19 protein-coding genes are annotated in these 20,263 nt (G+C 36.3%); 8 read left to right on the plus strand and 11 right to left on the minus strand.

What is annotated here, in order from left to right:
• Window positions 1-15: 15 nt before the first annotated feature.
• From OOZ15_RS11075 to OOZ15_RS11100, 6 genes are all read right to left on the minus strand, one after another.
• Window positions 16-1,215 (minus strand): acyltransferase family protein, encoded by a 1,200-nt coding sequence (locus OOZ15_RS11075; protein WP_265956472.1) that lies wholly within the window; start codon window positions 1,213-1,215, stop codon window positions 16-18.
• A 90-nt stretch (window positions 1,216-1,305) separates the two neighbouring features.
• Window positions 1,306-1,980, minus strand: coding sequence for a LytTR family DNA-binding domain-containing protein (locus OOZ15_RS11080; protein WP_265956473.1), 675 nt, complete (start codon window positions 1,978-1,980; stop codon window positions 1,306-1,308).
• A gap of 854 nt (window positions 1,981-2,834) precedes the next feature.
• Window positions 2,835-3,698: a sigma-70 family RNA polymerase sigma factor gene (locus tag OOZ15_RS11085; protein WP_265956474.1), complete on the minus strand. Its 864-nt coding sequence runs from the start codon at window positions 3,696-3,698 to the stop codon at window positions 2,835-2,837.
• A gap of 356 nt (window positions 3,699-4,054) precedes the next feature.
• Window positions 4,055-5,908, minus strand: a complete 1,854-nt coding sequence (locus tag OOZ15_RS11090; protein WP_265956475.1) for a M61 family metallopeptidase — start codon at window positions 5,906-5,908, stop codon at window positions 4,055-4,057.
• 61 nt (window positions 5,909-5,969) lie between these two features.
• Window positions 5,970-6,782 carry an HAD family hydrolase gene (locus tag OOZ15_RS11095; protein WP_265956476.1) on the minus strand — a complete coding sequence of 271 codons (813 nt, stop codon included), beginning with the start codon at window positions 6,780-6,782 and terminating at the stop codon, window positions 5,970-5,972.
• Window positions 6,783-6,784: 2 nt separating this feature from the next.
• A complete protein-coding gene (locus OOZ15_RS11100) occupies window positions 6,785-8,131 on the minus strand; it encodes a serine hydrolase (RefSeq protein WP_265956477.1) in 1,347 nt (448 codons plus the stop codon).
• Between the two features lie 323 nt (window positions 8,132-8,454).
• Between OOZ15_RS11100 and OOZ15_RS11105 the strand changes: the two genes are divergently transcribed.
• Window positions 8,455-9,225 carry a S1/P1 nuclease gene (locus tag OOZ15_RS11105; protein WP_265956478.1) on the plus strand — a complete coding sequence of 257 codons (771 nt, stop codon included), beginning with the start codon at window positions 8,455-8,457 and terminating at the stop codon, window positions 9,223-9,225.
• Between the two features lie 5 nt (window positions 9,226-9,230).
• Here the strand turns inward: OOZ15_RS11105 and OOZ15_RS11110 are convergent, their stop codons facing one another.
• On the minus strand, window positions 9,231-10,106 hold the full coding sequence (locus OOZ15_RS11110; RefSeq protein ID WP_265956479.1) for an AraC family transcriptional regulator: 876 nt from the start codon (window positions 10,104-10,106) through the stop codon (window positions 9,231-9,233).
• Between the two features lie 231 nt (window positions 10,107-10,337).
• On the opposite strand from OOZ15_RS11110, the gene OOZ15_RS11115 reads away from it, so the two are divergent.
• Window positions 10,338-10,937, plus strand: a complete 600-nt coding sequence (locus OOZ15_RS11115) for a T9SS type A sorting domain-containing protein (RefSeq protein WP_265956480.1) — start codon at window positions 10,338-10,340, stop codon at window positions 10,935-10,937.
• 239 nt (window positions 10,938-11,176) lie between these two features.
• Here the strand turns inward: OOZ15_RS11115 and OOZ15_RS11120 are convergent, their stop codons facing one another.
• The 3 genes from OOZ15_RS11120 to OOZ15_RS11130 form a co-directional block, all read right to left on the minus strand.
• Window positions 11,177-12,100 (minus strand): AraC family transcriptional regulator, encoded by a 924-nt coding sequence (locus OOZ15_RS11120; RefSeq protein WP_265956481.1) that lies wholly within the window; start codon window positions 12,098-12,100, stop codon window positions 11,177-11,179.
• A 20-nt stretch (window positions 12,101-12,120) separates the two neighbouring features.
• On the minus strand, window positions 12,121-12,516 hold the full coding sequence (locus tag OOZ15_RS11125) for a hypothetical protein (RefSeq protein WP_265956482.1): 396 nt from the start codon (window positions 12,514-12,516) through the stop codon (window positions 12,121-12,123).
• Window positions 12,517-12,931: 415 nt separating this feature from the next.
• Window positions 12,932-13,567, minus strand: a complete 636-nt coding sequence (locus tag OOZ15_RS11130; protein ID WP_265956483.1) for an MOSC domain-containing protein — start codon at window positions 13,565-13,567, stop codon at window positions 12,932-12,934.
• 286 nt (window positions 13,568-13,853) lie between these two features.
• Here OOZ15_RS11130 and OOZ15_RS11135 point away from each other — a divergent pair, with 286 nt between their 5' ends.
• The 6 genes from OOZ15_RS11135 (at window position 13,854) to argS (ending at window position 19,424) form a co-directional block, all read left to right on the plus strand.
• Entirely contained in the window at window positions 13,854-14,150 is a 297-nt protein-coding gene (locus OOZ15_RS11135; protein ID WP_265956484.1) for a hypothetical protein, read from the plus strand.
• 59 nt (window positions 14,151-14,209) lie between these two features.
• Window positions 14,210-14,776, plus strand: a complete 567-nt coding sequence (locus OOZ15_RS11140; RefSeq protein WP_265956485.1) for a hypothetical protein — start codon at window positions 14,210-14,212, stop codon at window positions 14,774-14,776.
• A gap of 170 nt (window positions 14,777-14,946) precedes the next feature.
• Entirely contained in the window at window positions 14,947-16,503 is a 1,557-nt protein-coding gene (locus OOZ15_RS11145; RefSeq protein ID WP_265956486.1) for a TlpA family protein disulfide reductase, read from the plus strand.
• A 57-nt stretch (window positions 16,504-16,560) separates the two neighbouring features.
• A complete protein-coding gene (locus OOZ15_RS11150) occupies window positions 16,561-17,142 on the plus strand; it encodes a YdeI/OmpD-associated family protein (protein WP_265956487.1) in 582 nt (193 codons plus the stop codon).
• Window positions 17,143-17,179: 37 nt separating this feature from the next.
• On the plus strand, window positions 17,180-17,398 hold the full coding sequence (locus tag OOZ15_RS11155; RefSeq protein WP_265956488.1) for a hypothetical protein: 219 nt from the start codon (window positions 17,180-17,182) through the stop codon (window positions 17,396-17,398).
• A 115-nt stretch (window positions 17,399-17,513) separates the two neighbouring features.
• Complete coding sequence (argS, locus tag OOZ15_RS11160; protein WP_265956489.1) at window positions 17,514-19,424, plus strand: arginine--tRNA ligase; 1,911 nt, start codon at window positions 17,514-17,516, stop codon at window positions 19,422-19,424.
• 83 nt (window positions 19,425-19,507) lie between these two features.
• Here the strand turns inward: argS and OOZ15_RS11165 are convergent, their stop codons facing one another.
• Window positions 19,508-19,858 (minus strand): DUF6686 family protein, encoded by a 351-nt coding sequence (locus tag OOZ15_RS11165; RefSeq protein ID WP_265956490.1) that lies wholly within the window; start codon window positions 19,856-19,858, stop codon window positions 19,508-19,510.
• Window positions 19,859-20,263 lie beyond the last annotated feature (405 nt).

The raw sequence follows: 20,263 nt of genomic DNA on the forward strand, positions 1-20,263 counted from the left end.
ACTTTGATTAATCAACTAACTAGTTATTTTATATACGGTGTAGTTTTTAGAGCTTTCCTTGATGTCTGTTTTAATAGACTTTTTTTTCATTCCAAATAGAAACCTCATTGTATTGTATGGGCGAATGAACAAATGATAGGTTGTGACGATAATAGAGAAGCATACGATTATTAAAAATAAAAGCTTTAATGAAACTTCATCTTTAGTGCCAACTACATAATAAGCAATAATAACAATTACAGTCTGATGTAAAATATAAAATGGATATACTGCTGTATTCATGTAATTGAGTATTCTACTGCTTTTGTTTAAATATCTTTTTCCATATCCCAAGCTGGCAAATACCCACATCCAAGAGTTAAAATTCACTAGGCTAATAAAAAAATAGGTTTGAGGTTTTTCAATCCAATTCTCCCAAACATCAAAAGGTTCCCAACCATTCCATCGTAAGGCGTTAATTAACAGGATAGACAGAAATGCCAAACTTAAAAATAGATGCCGTTTTGATTGAAGTAATTCCATTACATGTTGAAATTTTAAGAATAGTAGGCCAGCAATAATAAAGAATATGAAAAATGAATGTCTTGCTGTATCATTTATTAAATCGTATGTGGTTTCATAATGAACAGATAAAAATGTATAGGGAAGGATGGCTATAAAAACGAAAATAAATACTGAAATAGGCCTTCGGAAAAAAGAACTTAAGGTTTTTGTAAACTTATTATTTTTCTGCAAAGCATAAAATAATGGGATGGACAATATATTGTAACAAAATAAATAGGGGATGAACCATAAATGTAACCAATGGAAGTTTCCATTAGGCCACCATTTAAATTCTAAAAACGACTGATAAAATTCAAAATAACTTTGGTCAATTCCTTCTAATTTTCGTTCAAAATATATTTGAGGAGCTACAAGAATAAAAGTCCAAATAATTGTTGGGATTATCAAACGTTTAAATCTCTGAATTGTAAATACTTTCCAGTTTAATCGTTTCATAAGAATATAAGAGATATATCCAGAAACAAAGAATAATAAAGGCATTCTAAAAGATGCCATCCAATAATTAATTTCCAATAGGAGATTACTCGTCTGGGAATTTTTGATATGCCATCCCCATTCTGCGACAAAAACCATAAAAACATGATAAACGAACATCATTAAAATGGCTAGTACTCTTAATGAATCAATGTAATAATATCTAGTTGTTTTCATTCCTTATTTTTGGCGAAGATAAGTTCATGAAAATTGACAACGTAGAGTTTGTGATGGTTGACAAACTTTTGTGATGGTTGACAAGGCCTGTTATAATCGTTTCATGCTCAAGTTAAAATTTGTAATCATATTTCTTGAAACAGGCACGATATATTTATTAATATGAAGTTGATAACCCTGAGCATTTCCATTAATTTTTTCTATGTAGTTATAATTTACTAGATAAGAACGATGTGTTTTAATTATATTTGGGTATGTTTTTAAAAGAGTTTCCACATTCTTTAATGTAGTCCTTATCAATACTTTATTTGGATTTCGTTTATAAAGATATATTTCTAAATAGTTACCCTCTGATTTTGCAAACATAAATTGGTTTATGTCTAGTTCTAAATCGTTAATTTTTATATTATTATTTGCCCGTTTTATTACATGAGGATTATTTTTAATGTTATTGTTCAGAGTATTAGCACTGTTAGTATTTTTAGTGTTTAATCTGGCAAAATTTATTGGGATTAAGATTGTGATAAATAAGAGACCTACTAAAAATGTATTTCTAATTTCTTCAAACAAATAATCCCAAGACCAATTGTTTGCATTATCATAAATAATATCTCGAATCAAAAATTGTATTAAGCCTACAATCAGAAAAAAGAAGAAAATTAAAATTGCTTCTTTCCCAACGTTCCATCTATCCTCTAGTCTGAATACTTTTCCAACTATAGATAGAAGGTAAAGAACAATAGCTGGAGTTAATGAATGAATCATTGACACCCAGAAATAGTTCATTTTGTGCTCTGAATACTCTACATTAAAAGGTTCGAAGGCATAATTAAAAAGGAAGGTCATCAAAAAAAATAGAACAATTAATATTTTTAAGCTTTTCCCTTCATAGTAGAATGGATAGGGCTGTAATAAAAATTTGATGATATTATTTTTCAAACTTGTGAAGTAATAGATTGTTTTTTTGTAATAAAGACAACTACAAAAATAAGAGAAATATCCGGGAAAGCTCACAAAGTTATATGTTAGAGATCAATAGCGTCCAAAACGTTTTTATTAAATTTTTTAAACATACTGAGTTTGTTGAGATTTTGATGAAGTTTCAATATATGTGGTTTGGTTTCGGTCTACGATAAAAATATTGAAAATCAAGGAAGCAGTGGTGGCAAGAAGATAAAAATCTGTTTGAGTTCCGCCCTGAGGCGGAATGAGTTATTTTTATCTGTGGCTGGGGATTCCGTAGTATTTTCTTATGTTTTTATCGTCAGCCTAGATTTTTTTGGTTCGTTTTTTTATCAATGGAAAAAATGAACAGGTAAAATTCATTTAAGACGGAATTGGTAGGGGATAAGACATTTAGCAGGTTAAAGAAAAAACTCCGGTAATCAGCCGGAGTTTATTCATCAATCAAAAAACGAACAGTTATGATAAACTGTTGTTACTGTCTATATTTTTGTGTCTTTACCCACTAAGTGGGTTTTACCTGACTGCCGTTAGGCAAGTTTCCCCGATAAAATGGGCTAAGACTTATTTGTTTTTTTATATACCTCTTGGGTTATCCCAAGGCAGTTGATTGTGTTCTTACAGTTGTAAAATACAAAAAAATAAATAAAAGTTGATTATCCCAAATAAGTTTTTAGGATTTTACTTCTCGATGTATGCTTTAAACGTCTGATAGCCTTTTCTTTAATTTGACGCACACGTTCACGGGTTAGATCAAAGGTCTCGCCTATTTCTTCCAGCGTCATCGGGTGTTGGTCACCCAAACCAAAATAAAGACGGATCACATCAGCTTCACGGGGAGTTAATGTTTCCAGGGCTCTTTCAATTTCGGTACGCAATGATTCGTGTAAAAGATCTTTGTCCGGATTTGGTGATTCTCCACTTCGTAATACGTCATAAAGGTTAGAATCTTCTCCTTCAACCAAAGGTGCGTCCATAGAAACGTGACGTCCTGAGTTTTTCATGGATTCCTTTACATCATTGATAGACATATCAAGTTCTTTGGCAATTTCTGCTGCCGAAGGGACCCTTTCATGTGCCTGCTCCAAAAAGGCGTAGGTCTTGTTAATTTTGTTGATCGAACCGATTTTGTTCAAAGGCAGGCGTACAATACGCGATTGTTCTGCCAAAGCCTGTAGGATAGATTGACGAATCCACCATACAGCATAGGAAATGAATTTAAAACCACGTGTTTCATCAAAACGTTGCGCAGCTTTAATAAGACCTAGGTTCCCTTCATTGATCAAATCGGGCAAAGTTAATCCTTGGTTTTGATATTGCTTAGCAACAGAAACCACAAAACGCAAATTGGCTTTGGTCAATTTTTCCAAGGCAATTTGGTCACCGGCTTTGATACGCTGTGCCAGTTCTACCTCTTCGTCGGCCGTAATAAGGTCAACTTTACCAATTTCCTGAAGATACTTGTCTAAAGATGCAGTCTCCCTATTGGTTACCTGCTTCGTAATTTTGAGCTGTCTCATCTATTTTCTCTCCTCACTGTTTTTAATCCCACTAAGTGGGTTTAATTCCCCGATGCTTTGCATCGAAAGAATTAAGGTTTGTTTGAATACCTCGTGATCCCGATAACTACCGGGATGCCCCCAAGGTGTTTGAGTAATCGGGTGTACAAGTTATTATACGTAAGATGATGAGGAAATGTTACAAAAAAAGTAAAAAAATTTTTTTGGGGAGGTGTGAAAAGTGTGGTCTGGCTTGAAATGGAGGACTAAAGTTGCTTTAATTATTATAGTGTCAGGTTGAGCGCAGTCGAAACCTTATTGATTTCAACTGGTAATTAGTTCTCGACTGCGCTCGAACTGACAAGTGTTTAAATTTTCTAGCCTTTCAACCAAACATTTCGCAATTGCACTTGCTCATCAGGGGCACTTTCCACTTCTATAAGCTGTGTTTTTTCAACCTGTGGAATCCCAACTTTTCCTTCAAGGGTTATTTCTTCTCCATCTCTTTCTATCACTAGGTTGAGGGCTGTATCAGCTTGCCATGCCATGGAACTGATGACCACATCACGGATTGCCTCTATGGTAAAAGCTTTTCCGTTAACCGATTTGATGATGTCCCCGGTTTGAAGTCCGATTTCTTCCATGGAAGTGTTCAGCTCGGTATTTCTGACAAAAACAGCCTTGGTTTGCGGATTTACATCAATAAAAGGAATTTGTCCGTTAAGGAAAAAACCGCAAGGCGCCATTCCGCTATCTAGCGTTAATCCTACTTTACTGAAATAATCCTCGTATGGAATCGGAGTATCTCCCACGACATGTGTGTTGAAGAATGTTTCCACTTCAGGATAGGTGAGCGCAACAATTTTTTCCAGCAGTTCTTCATCCTTAAAAGGTTTGTCCACTCCATATTCTTCAGATAGTCGTTTCATCAGCCATAAAATCCCTTTTTCACCATTACTTTGTTCGCGGATGATAAGATCGAGACACATCCCGATCAAAGCCCCTTTTTCATACACATTGGCGTAATTTTCTTTGTAAGGCGCTACAAGGATATTCTTACTCATGTTTGTAAAAGACATCTCGTCGTCATATCGTTTTGAATTTTGAACCTTGCCAACGATCCTGTTGTAAAATTCATTTTGATCGATAAGCCCCTGATTTATTTGAAACAGATTGGCAAAATATTCGGTTACACCTTCATACATCCACAGGTGTTGTGACATTTTTGGATCGTTGTAATCAAAATATTGAATTTCTTCGGAATGAACCGACAGCGGGGTCACGATATGAAAGAACTCATGCGAAACTACATCGGTCATGGTTTCTACCAAGGCTTCTTTTGGCATGGTCTCGGGAAGCACCACGGTGGTACTGGTGTGGTGCTCTAAAGCGCCAAATCCGGTAGGGGCTCCTTCGCCCATATCACCGAGGAATAACAGGATGTGGTATTTTTTTGTGGCGTTGATGGCTCCTAAAAATGTTTTTTGGGCCTTCATCATTTTTTCCATTTCGTTTTTGATACTCGAAGCCGAATAGATCTTGCTCGGAGAGTAAACGGATAGTGTTACTTCAATATCGTTGACCGTAAAGCTTTGCGAATCGGGTCTTGAATACATCACCGGATTGTCGGTCACTTCAAAATAACGGTTGGCGATAAAAGTATCTGTGTTTTCTTTTTTTGTTTCTACTTTCTCCAAGGAAGTAGCAGATTTAAATCCAGCAGGATAACTGAAAGTAAGTTGGTATGGACGTTCCTTTAGATCGTCAAAATACCCTACAAACATATGGAGGTTTAAAAAGTAATTCTCGTTGGCTTCTATGTTACTTCCGGCAGGGGAGAAGACAGGTTCTTCATATTCGGTTTCCGTATCAAAAGAATCGTTGACGTCATATTCCAATCGATCCAAATGCGTAGCATTGGCAATGCTCCACGTATTTTCATCCACAGCAGAAACCTGCATGGGTTTGTTGTCATAATCATAAGCGGTCACATTTTCAACAAACTTTCCGTAGTTATTGTTGCTGTATGTGCCGGGAACGGTCTTCGGAATGTGGAAATTAACGGTTTCAGTAGTAAAACGCCCCGGATTCGTCACTACATGTACTTTATCATTGTTTACTTCTACAAGATCTATGTTTACATCTACAGCGGTTGCTGTTGCCAGATCATTTACTTTTGGGGTACAGGCTGCAATTATGGCAGCAAAAATTAAAAAGGTTATTTTTTTCATATTCGAATTTCTCGTTAAGACGGCTTCCATCTTATATTATTAATTTTTTTGTTGAATTCTTTTAAAACAGTTTTTCCAAATATTTGGCGACACCATTTTCTTTGTGGTGATTTGTAATGGCATCGGCTACTTTTTTAACCTCGTCCCTTGCATTTTTAACAGCGACTCCGTGACCCACAGCACGGACCATCTCCACATCGTTGTAGTTATCGCCAAAAGCAACCACCTCCGAAAGGTTTATTTTCGGATAGAAATGCTCCAACAGTTTAGTGATTCCGGTTAATTTGGAAACTTCTTTGTTTGCGATCTCAATATAAGTGTCTTTAGATCGATATAAATGTAACGAATTGTTAAAATTTTCTTTCAGATATTGAAAAGCCTTTTCAACAGTTTCGCCACTGCCCATACACATGATTTTGTGTGCTCCTTTTTGTTCTTGTTTCCATTTTTGGACCACATCGCGATTGCTCATGATCTCAGGCTTGGCCTTGGTGTTGTTCATTTCCCGTTTTGCCCAGTAGTCCATGGTTTCAACATACCATTCGTTGTTGTGAAAAAGGCCGATATGGAATTTTTCTTCGGAAGTGTTCTCGTTATAATCCACCAGAGTTTCTATCTGTTCCATAGGAATTTCAGTAGAATGAATCACCTTGTCGTCTTGGGTAATAAGTGCGCCGTTGAAGGCAATAAGCGGACTCCCGAGGATGTTCAGTCGTTCTTGCAGGTGGTACATCTGTCGGGGCATTCTGGCCGAGACTAAAATAAATGGGGTTTTTTCTTTCAATCGATCAACCTGTTGGATAGTTGATACTGAGATATCCCGATCGGAATTTAAAAGCGTCCCGTCGATATCACTAAAAATAATTTTGTACATGTTTATAGATTGGTTTTTATAAAGGGGATTTCCTGTCCGTTTTGGTGTAGCATTAATCCCACAACGGTGTTGTTTTCATCGCGTTCAAAAACGATTTTTGCTTTGACCACTTTATAAAAGAAGGTATAATCCCCTTCATAATAGATGGGGAATTCCGGTTGTCCGGAAAGTTGTGCATGCATATCATCTTCTTTTATGGTGAAATTATAGGAGAGGCCAAGTCCGTCGTTAATGTATTTGCCTTCATAATCCTGTAATTCCTCGGGAGTGATAGCAACTTCTTCTTTGGCCACGTCTAGCGGACTTCTTTTAGGGTCGATTATATATTTAGCAATGTCTTCTGCCGGACTGGAGCCCGAATTGGTCATAATGGCAATCACCCGCTTACCACTCAGGTCGACTGCCAGGAAAGTCCTGAATCCACCTGTACCACCTCCGTGAGCGATGATGTTTTGCTCGATAAACCATCCGAGCCCGTGCTCTAGCCCTTTCTCATCCTTAAACTGAAGGCTTGTAGTTAATTTTTGAGCTTCAAGCAACGGATTTTCAGGATCGAGATAGCTTTTCCCGTATTTTACCAGGTCTTTGATACTACTTCTCAATGCACCGGCAGGGGCAATAGCCTTAAAATTCCAATGCGAGACTTGCTGATCTCCCATATAACCTTTGGCAAAATTCGATTTTTGACTGTTGGGAACAGTAAGGAAAGTATGTTGTAAATCCAGAGGAGTCAATATGTCTTCCTGAAGCAGTTCTTTATAAGGTTTGTTTTTATAGATGGAAAGGATTTCGCCCAATAAAGCTGCTCCGAGATTGGAATACATAAAGTTTTTGTCGACACTACGGGGGATGTAATGACTTAAAAATGCAAACATATTTTCGCGTGTATAATCCACATAGGGATCAAGATTGGAAGCTGTACCCATGTTTCCCGGAAGGCGAGGAAGACCCGATGAATGTGTTGAAAGACTCTTTAAACTTACTTCAACACCATTTTTATCGGTAAGATCTATGGAATCCGGTAAAAATAGATTGGCTGCGTCATTGATGTCAATGCTGTCTTCTGTAGCATATTTGGCCAACAATAAAGCGGTAAAGGTTTTAGTAATAGAACCGATTTCATACAACGTATTCTCATCGGCTTTTACTTGTGTTTCAAGATTTTTATAACCGTGTACATAAAAATGAGTCCCGGTAGAATCAGAGAGGCCTATAGCAATAGAGGGATTAATTTTGTTTTTGACACGATATTGTATTTCTTTTTTTACTTCCTTCGGGATTTGTGCAGTTCCAATAGAAAAAAAGAATATAAATACCGCAAAGATGGCGGGATGTTTAATACTGTTCATTAGGATGTTCAATTCTTAAGAACGCAAAGGTAATAAACACTATTGAGAATAAGGTTTTTTATGTAAAAACCTGTTGTATACATAAAAAAGTTGTTCATGAGACAGATAATCGGCCATTTTTGATCATAAGACACCTGTATACTAGTATAAAGCAATGGATTAAGCATAGTTATAGCGTATTTATAGCGCATATATGCCGTATATATAGCGTGTATATAACGTATTTCATTTATAAGAAACACATAGTATAGCCAATTGAAAAAAGTTTAAACGAGTTCATAAACTTAAAGTGGAGTGTTTTACTTTTGAAAAAAATTAAACCGATGCGATTTTTACTTATTATTTGTCTTTTGTGCGTTCAACAAACTATAGCAAACACTCCGTTTTGGGGCAAAACAGGTCATAGGGTGGTTGGCGAAGTGGCTGAACAACACTTAAACAGAAGAACCCAACGGAAAATAGCTAAACTGTTGGACGGGCAAAGCTTGGCTTTGGTGGCCAATTATGCAGACGATATCAAATCTGATGACCGTTTTAAGGAATTCGGACCTTGGCATTATGTGAATTTTCCCTTCGGAAAAAAATACGGAGAAGAAACGCCAAGTGAATACGGAGATATTGTTGTCGCGATAGAAAAGTGTATCGCCATAATCAAAGATAAAGAGGCTTCAAAAGCAGACAGGGCTTTCTACCTGAAGTTGCTCGTTCATTTTATGGGTGATCTACACCAGCCCATGCATGTGGGAAGGGCAGAAGATAAAGGTGGAAACGATATTCAAGTGCGTTGGTTTAATAAAGGTACTAATCTACACCGATTATGGGATAGTGACATGATCGATTTTTACGGAATGAGCTATACCGAATTGGCAACCAACCTTCCCGTATATTCCAAAGCACAGAAAAAAGCCATAGTTTCCGGAGACTTATTGGATTGGGTAGATGAAACCCGGCAAATAACCAAAAAAGTCTATGCTTCAGTAGAAATTGGGGAAAAGTTGGGTTATCGCTATATGTATGACCATTTTGATCTTGTTAGAAGCCAACTTGAAAAAGGCGGACTGCGCCTTGCCGAAATTTTAAATGAGTTGTTTTAGTTTTATCAATCCGTAATCACCGTTTTTAACTCGTTTCGGTATTGTGATGGCGACTTTCCGGTGAATTTTTTAAACGATTTGTTGAAATATGAAAAGTTGTTAAATCCGCTTTCATAACATATTTCAGTAATTCCAATTGGCTTTTCAGCCAAGAGTTTAGAAGCGTGAACCAATCTGTATTCATTTACAAAATGTGTAAAGGTCTTTCCGGTGATCTGTTTGAAATAACGGCAAAAAGAAGGCACGGTCATTCCGGAAATATTGGCAATTTCCTCTAACGGGATCTGCTCCTGGAAATGGGTTTTTACATAGTTGAACACCACATTGATGCGGTCGTTGTCTTGCACATCGGCTTGCAGGGAATAACCTTCAGCATTCAGGATTTGATATTCTTTGGATAGTTGCAGTTCGTTAAGGATGGAAAGAAAAGCGAGTAGACGATCAAAATTGTTCATGTTCTCCATGGCTTCGATTTGTTCTCCCAACACCTCTTTGGTCTTTCCTGTAAAAGCCAATCCACCTTTACAGCGTTTAAACAAGAGATTGATATTGTTCATTTCGGGTTTCGACATCAATTCAGCACCTAAAAAATCAGGCAGCATTTGAATCACGACTTCATCTTCATTTCCAGTGAATTTATCGGTAAATCCGCAATGTGGCAGATTAGACCCAATCAATATTAAATCCCCATCAGTATAATAAGAAATATGACTTCCTATCTGTCTTTTTCCGGCTCCACCTTTTACATAGACCAGCTCAATTTCCGGATGATAATGCCAATATGATGTGTTTTGGTTCTGATTCTCTTTGTATTTGATAAAAGAAAAAGAGCTCCCAAAGCTTGGGTTAATGACTTCTAATGCGGGCTTCTTTATGTTCATATTATAACGTATTTAGTTGTGGGTGTTATTAATATACGTTTTATAAAGGTGCGCAATGTATAGAATATTACCTTAAATATGTGTTATTTTAACGTGAATTTAATGTTAATGTTTGAGTAATGGTAAAATAGTACATAAACTAGAAAATTCAGATGTAGTTTGCTTTGGGTTTGTGCCATAGCTTTGTAGTGTAATTACAAGTTAATTGTTTAACTATTTAAAAATTGCAAAATGATGAGAAAAATTATTAAAAACAGCATGCTAGTTGTTTTACTAAGTATTGCAACTCTAGCGACCACAAGAGCCAACGATTTTTACCTTTCCGTAAAAAGTGATGACAGTAGAACTGTTGATTTGCATATAGAAAAGATCGATCAACCTCTAAGTATCTCTTTTGTAGATGCGAGAGGAGAGGTGTTATACAACTATAAGTATAAAGAACTACCGACAAGTGTAAAGCGTTATAATTTTAGCGGATTGCCAACAGGGACTTACTATTTTGTGGTAGAAAGCGAAACTAAGATCGAAAAAGTAGCAGTAGTTTTTACTGATGACAAGACTATTGTAAAAAGAAAAGAAGAAAAAGTTACTTACAAGCCTTATTTCAGAAGCGATAACAATTTTCTTAGCATGAACATGTTGAGCATAGATGGATCGCCTGTAGGTATTAAGGTCTACAACGATAATACTGGTGAACTGGTATACAAAGAAGTATTACAAGGGAAAAAAAGCTTAGGAAAAAGATTCGACTTCTCTAGAGTAGATAAAGGTATCTACCGATTTGAAGTTAAACACAAAGGAAACATATTTTACAAGACGGTTAGTTTGTAATCAGAGTTAGTTAGATTTATAGTTTGAAAGGGGAGGTGTTAGAACTCCCCTTTTTTATTGGTCTCAGTTGTTGGTGCTTAGCGCTCCTTGCGCCTGCCAGCCAGCAAAGGCAGGGTTAAGTTTTACTACCTTGTGTTCATAGCTTCAGACGACGAAGTCGCAAAGACCACAGAGAAGCATTAGTTTTTGTGTTGTCTATCTGGTGTAACTCAATAAAATTATCTGTGGCAAAACACACCTTACTGAATAGGAATACAAAGATCCACCATACATTTCTTCTCTGGGTGCTCGTTAAAATTGTTGTGATAGATTTCAATAGGATTGCGCTCCGCTTTTTTATACCCATTTTCATTCATCCAAAGGAACAATCCCGTCCAGGATTTTTCAAACTCATGAAGGCCGATCTCAAAACTGCCAACAATACATTTTCCTTGGTCTATAGAGCTTAGTCCGATTTCCCCATCAGTTTCCGTAGGTTCATTTAAGAGTATGCAAGCACTCATCCTTACTTTGTCTGCTGCTGTTATTTTAAAACTGTCGTGGTAGATGGTGACCATTTTGGTTTGCTCATCGTCAAGCAATCCCTTTGGCGTTGCCCATTTCATGAGTTTCTCATAAGCATTTCCAAGATTTTGAGGTCCGATACAGGAAACATAAGCCAGTTCTAATTTTGGCATTTCCACAATTTTGATTTTTGCGTTCATTGTAATCCATTTTTTAAGATTGTTAATGACACAAATGTATTTTTCAAAATCAGGATATTCTTGACCATTCTTGCTTTTTAGCTGACGAATTTTACTGAACTTATTCGGATTTTGTTTTCTGAAGGTTGTCGGACTTACACCGTAAAACTTTTTAAACGTCCGGGTAAATGAAGCGTTGTTGGTAAATCCGTTTCGGAGGGATAGCTCAGTAATGCTGATATTCTTTTTGTGCAATAGGATAGAGGCCGATCGTTCTATTCGCCGTCTTGTCACATATTCGTTTAAGGTTTCCCCGGTAATGGTTTTGAATATCCTGTGAAAATGAAACGGGGAGAAGAAAGCAATTTTTGATACCGTGTTTAAAGACAGATCACCATCCAGGTTTTCGTCGATGTATTGAAAAACCCTGTTGATTTTGTTTTTATGGTCTGTTGGGATCTCTTTTTTATAAGAAGGCATTGTTGATGGTATAAAACTCACTACCTAATATACTCCACTTTCCGAAACCGTAGCGCTTCCCAATCGGAGTTGATCTTTAGTTTTCCCACTTGATCATATCGGTTTTTGATCAAAGGCATCCACGGATAGTCGTCGGTAATGTCTGTTTTTAAAGTCTTTGATTTTTGCCGCGGATGCGCAATCCACAACACCACATCATCTTTTAATTTTGGAAGTAAGGTGGCAGATTGGCGTTCAAATTCTTTGATGGTGGACACAAAAACCAAAGCGAACTCAATTTTATTCACTTGGATAAGCGATTCAATAATGTCGATATCGACCAACTTGGCCAATTCCTCAGAAAAACCATCAGGCTCATTCAGAATGAGAATCTCCTTTTGTTTTTCCAATTTTAGCTTTTCAAATAAAGGTTTCATGTGTGTTTTTTTATTTGTTTTCCACAGGTCACATGGAACACCCTTTCCAATAATTCCTAGTTGTAATTGAGGTAGACTCTGTTGATAGTTAGGTCTGCTTTATAAACTATATCATGGGTGTTTCATGTGTGTAACTTATTTTTCCGGAAGGTTTGCTTTTTAAAGATATAAAATTTTGCGTTACAAATGTTCCTTAATTAAAAATCACGTCAGTTGGATTGAAAATAAGTTATCTGAATTAACACTGTCAGGTCGAGCGCAGTCGAGACCTCCCAGCTAATGCGAGCCTGTATTTGTCGGCAGACAGGCGTCACGCTCATGTTAATTATGTTATAAATTAAGGTACGAGCAAGATGCTCACACCAGCGTGCGACAACTGCGACACATGAGTTGAAGTGATTTTATCCTACTTCACCTAACGAGACAAGATCTTTCGAAGATTATTTTTGCAGCTTTCTGCCAAATGCGGGTGTAATATAGCGTTTTCCAAGGTTTTGATGTCCGTGGGCTTATAGAGCATTTGAAAGACTTCGCTAAGGCTCAATTGTCGGGGGTCTTTTTCCAAAATGGTCACTTCAGCATCTTTTGATACCGTTCCCGGTTGGAGCACACGTAGGTAACCCCCCGGACGGGCATAAGCGATAAAATCTTTTAGCACTTTTTGGTCGTTAAACCGAATCCCGAGTTTAAGACAGGGTTGTCTGGGCTGTGATACCTGTACTATAGCATTACCTATTTTCAGGATATCGCCAATACAGATGGCTGTTTCATCAAAACCCGCTATGGTGATATTTTCCCCGAACATCCCCCAGTTCCAATCCAGGTCGGGATAGTTTTCTTTCCAGTATGGATAATGGTCGGCCGAAAAAAGATAACAGGCCATGTCTTTTCCACCGTGATATTTTCTATCGACGACCGTGTCGCCTTTTACATCGGTTTCTTCGAGCAGGATAGGGATGGAAACAGGGTATTTGTAGATTCCCGTTTTTATTTCTTTTCCCTTCCAGGAAACCACCCTTGGTTTAGCGATATTGACAGCAGTAACGTTCATGCTGTAAAATTACAGTTAAAAATGAAGTGTATAAAAAATCAAGTGTTTTTTTATGATTCTTTTTGTGAAAGTTTTTTTGGGAAAATATGCGATTGTCCCCTTGAGGAGGACAGAGCGTTAATAATTAGTCCTGCGGACTAATTTAGCGAATGGGCCGGCTTGTCGCGCTGGCAAATACGGCAAAATATATTTTGCTGCGAGGTTTGCGAGCGTAGCTCTTTAAGGGTGTCTTTTACGTTATTTAATAAAGTTTTTAGGTCAATCAGCTAAATCTTTAGGCTTTTTGATGGACTTTTTAGGTCCAGAAGTCATCCTTTTCGGTTATTTCACGAAGCTTTTAGGTCATGAACCCAAATTTTTAGGTCAAAACATGATATTTTTAGGTTATTTAGTTAAACGTTTAGGTTCCGAACCTAAAACTTTGGGTCTTTGGGTTAAAATTTTAGCTACAGCACCTAAAACTTTAACGATGGAAGCTAAACGTTTCACCTTTTCACCTAAAAATATCATGATTGAACCTAAACGGAACACCTTTTTGGCTAAAAACTTCTTTTATCAACCTAAAGAAAATGGTTATATTTGAAAGGAATATATGTGCCATTGTGTATATAAATTAGCTAGGCTTTATTAATAACAAACTAAATGACCATCCCAAAATTTTTATATCATTATTACGAACTTGATAATGGTCCATTTCGGAATATTACCGAATGTGGATATGAAAAAGCTGTGGCCGTTCAAAACCAAATCTCAGAAGGATTGAACAGTAAAAGACCTAATAATTACATTGATTTAAGATTTTCATTAGAAAATAGAATTAGGGAACAGTTTATTCTAAAAGGTGGTAAACCGAACAGAATTGACCCTTTCTATTTTACATTAGGCGAATGTGAATGGGCAAAATTGTGGTATGTAAACCCTAGTGTTATAAAAATACCATTATCTGACTTTGAGGCTGAACATATTAGTTTTACTTATCCCGACAGCATGGTGTCATTTCAATTTTATGATGAACCCAAGCTAGCAACATATAGAAAGGACTACAACGGACAAGTATTCTTGTTGAGTGAGATAAATAATTTGATAAGAGAATATGGACTACCTTCTGAGGAAAAATGTCTGACTGAAGAAAGACTAAAATATGACAGGTACATAGAGGCTCAAGTTTGGGATGATAGAATAATAAAAGAATATAAAAACAAAGTCTAATAATGCTAACCGCAATTACGGCGTATTCGACTACCCTTCGACAAGCTCAGGGCAGGCTAGAATCCACTCGGAATTGCTAAAACCAGTGACCAAACCGAAAATTAACGCATAAAAACCTGTAACTGAAGATAATACTTAACCACTTAACCGTTGGCAACAAGCTAAAAAAAATGAAATTCAATCCAAATACATTTATATTTCTACTTATTGTTTTAATGTTTTCTTGCAAGGAAGAGCACAAGAATATTGAGACTAAGGATATCAAGCCAGATAAAGTTGTTCTGATTTCTGTAAATGCACCTTCAAAATATGTTCATATATTAAAACAGGACAGTGTTGGTAAAAAACTAAAAGATAGTTTAGGCCCCAAAGCATCATATGATAAAAATGGTTTCACTTACTTAGACTATATGAACAATGAGCAAACTTGGTTGCCAAAGCCAAATATTCCTGACACAATCGTAATAGAGTGCTATACTGAATATCTTGAATTGTCAACACACAACTTTTTTACTTCTATAAAAGAAACATTTTTAGTCAAAAATGGAGATACAGTGGTTTTTAACTATAATCACAATATTCCAAAAGCAGCGATAACAAATAGAAAAGTAAATGGTGTAGAGCTAAATTACAATAATTACAGGCTTAAAAAATTATTCGAGAACAAGTATACAAGCCATTACTTAATTTTTGGAAATCTTTTTCTGAACAATGACATTAAAAATTACGAACAAAATTCCATTGATTATTATAATAAGGCAAATAATGATTATACAAAAGAAGTTCAACTATTAGACTCTTTATACAATTCAAACATAATTACAGAGGTGAATTACAATTACAGAATAGATGCTTTGAAGATGCTAATGGAAAGACATAAAAAACTTAAAAATATAGAGAAATGGTTAGAACAAAATAGAGCTTTGAATAATAAAGAAGCCATTGAACAAAACTTCGGGTTCGATTTATCCAAAACAGACTCATTAATGAAATTTTCATTCTTCCGGAACTATTTAAATAATATTTCGAAATACAATCTGGGATACATAGAAGAAAACAACAATGGAAATTCAGGTGGATCCTATATAGATTCCAGAATTCGCTTTGATTCTATTTTAAAAGACAAGAGGTTTAATCAAACGGCTAAAAATTATTTATTATTCGATGCTTATAAGGGAATTGTTCAAAATTTTAGAGTTAAAGACAAAGAAAAATATTTTATAAAATTACAGGAAAACACAACAAATAGAGAACGACTAAATAGACTAGAGAAATATTATAAATTAGATTTTGATAAGTCTGATAAATTAATTTTAACCAACTTAAAAAACGATACAACTGCTTTTTCTAATGTTTTAAAAAATAACAAAGGAAAATGGTTATACATCGATTTTTGGGCAAGTTGGTGTATACCTTGCCGAAAGGCAATGCCAGAATCAAATAAACTCAAAAAAGAATTCAAAAATGAAAACATCGAATTTATTTATATGAGTTTAAATGACAAAAAAGAAAACTGGAAAAAAGCAATAGAGTATGACGGCATTTTAAAAAGTCAGAATTACTTTATAGAAAACGGGAATGTTTCTAAAGTTATTGAAGATTTAGGGATTAAAACAATACCACATTATTTAATTTATAATCCGAATGGAGATTTGATAAATGGATTTGCAAATCGACCTGGAAGAGGAGCAAAAGAACAATTGATAAAATTAATGAATGAACATTAAGCCAGTTACCAACACCGTTAACCGTTACATAAGTCTTAATAAAAAGTAAACCACAACATGAACCCAAAAGTAGACTGGTTTTTTGATAAAGCCACAAAATGGCAGGAAGCCTATAAACAATTGCGAAGAATTATCCTCGACACCGGACTCACCGAAGAATTGAAGTGGGGGAAACCTTGTTATACGTATAAAGGAAACAACATTCTTTTGATGCACGGATTCAAAGATTATTGTGCTTTGTTGTTCCACAAAGGGGCTTTGTTAAAGGACACTGAGGGCATTCTCGTTCAGCAGACAGAAAATGTACAAGCGGCGCGCCAGATACGGTTTATTGATGTTAAAGAGATTGTGGAGCTGGAAAAGACGATCAAAACCTATGTTTTTGAGGCCATTGAGGCGGAAAAAGCCGGTCTGCAAGTCCCCATGAAAAAGACTAAGGAATTCGATATTCCTGAGGAGTTTCAACAGGCATTGGATAAAAACCCCGATCTAAAAGCTGCCTTCGAAGCCCTGACCCCGGGACGAAAAAGAGGTTACCTGCTGTACTTTTCCGGAGCCAAACAATCCAAAACCCGAGCAGCAAGAGTAGAGAAATATGCGCCGCATATCCTCAAAGGGAAGGGGTTGAATGATCGGTAAAATTTTATCCTTATCTTTGATAATAAACTGTTTTGCAATGACAACTTTTAATGTTTCTATACCTGAAAACAAGATGTCTTTCTTCTTGGAATTTTTGGAACTCATAGGTGCCAAGTATAAAATAGATGAAACGGATTTTGAATTGACGGAAGAGCAAAAGGCTTTTCTTATAAAACAAAATGATGTTCCTGTTGAGGCTTGTACAAGTGCCGAGGAGGTTTACAAAAATTTAAAGGAGAAGTATGTGCGTCCCTGAATAAAGTTGATTTTTTAACTTTGTACTCCGACTCCCGACTCCAAAAAAACCTCAAACCTTAAGCATTGAACCTTGAACTATAAACCTTATCTTTGCACCCAAATTTTTCAACAAAATGAGCATTCACAATACGATTACGACCCAAGTTCAGGAAGCTGTCCGTTCAATTTTTGAAAAGGAACTGGAAACGGTAGAGTTACAGGCCACCCGAAAGGAGTTTGAAGGCGATATTACCGTTGTAGTGTTTCCCATGTTGCGTACCGTAAAAGGGAATCCGCAGCATATTGGGGAGGAGATTGGTGCTTATTTGACAGCCAATGTGGCTGAAATTGAAAAATTCAATGTGGTCAAAGGCTTTTTGAACCTAGTGATAGCCGATGGTTTTTTCCTCGATTTCTTCAACAACATAAAAAAAGAATCTAAATACGGATTTACAACACCCGAAGCAGATGGTAAAGCCGTGATGGTGGAATATTCTTCACCCAACACCAACAAACCTTTACACCTTGGACATATCAGGAATAACCTTTTGGGCTATTCAGTAGCGGAGATTTTGAAAGCATCGGGAAAGAAAGTCTATAAAACCCAGATCATCAACGATCGGGGTATCCATATCTGTAAATCCATGCTCGCTTGGCAAAAGTTTGGCAATGGTGAGACTCCTGAATCTACCGGATTGAAAGGGGATAAGTTGGTTGGGAATTATTATGTGAAATTTGACCAAGAATTAAAAAAAGAAGCAAAATTATATTTTGATAAATTTCGTAAGAACGAGTTACCTCAAAATTTAATAAGCCAGAATAAGAAAGCAATTCTGAATTTGAATTCTGAGATTGAATCTAATTTGAAGTCGGGTACAGCTGAATCCCTGAAAAAAGCAAAAGAGTTAGAAAAAACTATGTTTACCGTTGCAGCCGGGTTTACAAGTTTAAGCTCTCAAGCTTTTCAAATGCTGAGAAAATGGGAAGCCGGCGATGAAGAAGTGGTGACGCTGTGGAAAAAAATGAATGGCTGGGTGTATAAAGGTTTTAGCGAAACCTATGAAAACCTGGGGGTTGATTTTGACAAGCTTTATTATGAAAGCGATACCTATTTGTTGGGGAAAGATGTGGTGGCAGACGGATTGGAACGTGGGATTTTCTACAAAAAAGAAGACGGTTCGGTTTGGATCGACCTTACGGACGAAGGCCTGGACGAAAAAATAGTATTGAGAGCTGATGGAACAGCGGTTTATATGACGCAGGATATCGGGACGGCCATACAAAGGGTGAAAGATCACCCGGATGTAGGCGGAATGGTATACACAGTTGGAAACGAACAGGATTACCACTTTAAAGTTTTGTTCCTTATTCTGAAAAAACTCGGATTCAGCTGGGCAGAAAACCTGTATCATTTAAGCTATGGAATGGTCGATCTGCCAAGTGGAAAAATGAAGAGTAGGGAAGGAACCGTTGTCGATGCCGATGACCTTATTGTGGAAATGACCGAAACTGCCGGAGAGATTGCTTCAGAATTGGGGAAACTCGACGGTTTTACTACTGTAGAAAAACAGGAATTGTATAAAACGATTGGTTTGGGTGCTTTAAAATATTACATCCTGAAAGTGGATCCTAAGAAACGTATTTTGTTCGATCCCAAAGAATCAATCGATTTTCAGGGGAATACAGGGCCTTTTATTCAATATACTTATGCGAGGATACAGTCTATTTTAAGAAAATCCGATTTTGATTACAATCAGGAAATGACAGGTTATCCACTTCATGAAAAAGAAAAAGAATTGATCAAACAATTACAACTCTTCCCTGAAGTCGTTCAATTGGCGGCAGAAAGTTACAGTCCGGCTTTGGTGGCGAATTATGTGTATGATCTGGTAAAAGCGTTTAATTCTTTTTATCAGAATGTGTCCATCCTCGGTACTGAAGATGATAAGGAACGCATCTTCCGAGTACAATTATCCAAAAAAGTAGGAGAGGTGATAGCCGATGCATTAAGTCTGCTTGGAATCCAAGTTCCTGAACGGATGTAAATCAAAAAAAACTGCTTTAAAGATTTGTTCTTTAAAGCAGTTAAATCAAACTAACTAAACAAACTCAAACATGAAAAACAATTTCAGTTTGGGAATAATTTATAATTGATATCGCTGAATTCCAGTTTTTTATACATAAACGGATTCAGTTTTATCAAGGATTTTAATTCGGTAACTTCCTGTTTGTTAAGCAAGAGTAACAAATTGGACTGTATGGTGGGGATAGGGATTCTTTTATCATATATGGAATGTTTGAACTCCTCCTCCCAATATTCCACTTCCACATTGAAAAGATATTTGTGAAAGCTTTCAAATTCATCTTCTGTAAAATTAAAATTGAGATTGTTGTATAACAACTGATACATTTGGTTGTGCTTACAGTATATCAACAAACCATTTTTAGATCGATTCAGTATTTGGAGTTTCTTGCACATACTCATCGTTTATTAAGTTTTCGTTGTGTTCGTACAAAAATATAAAATTTATTTAGATTGAATAAAAATAACTTGTATATTTGTTCAAAATCAACAGCAATTTTTTGTTGCCGCTATCACTTTACCAACAAGAGATATTGGATGGAGACATTTGATTTGTGTGCAATCTGTTTAGATTGAAAGTGTTTAATCGGCTCTATAGCCATGAGCTGATTGAATAAATTAGTTGCTTTATTAATTCACGTGGTGAAAGGACGCTTTACAATAAAGCGTCCTTTCTTTTGTTAATATAGAACTCGTTTAAAACTTTAGAGGTCAGTATTTAAATACGTATCTTCAATCATAGTAAATATATTAAAAAATGGACATATTTAAAGGGCAAAACCTTCTGGAGTTCTCCGATCG

Source organism: Galbibacter kalidii (assembly GCF_026241135.1).
GTDB lineage: Bacteria > Bacteroidota > Bacteroidia > Flavobacteriales > Flavobacteriaceae > Galbibacter.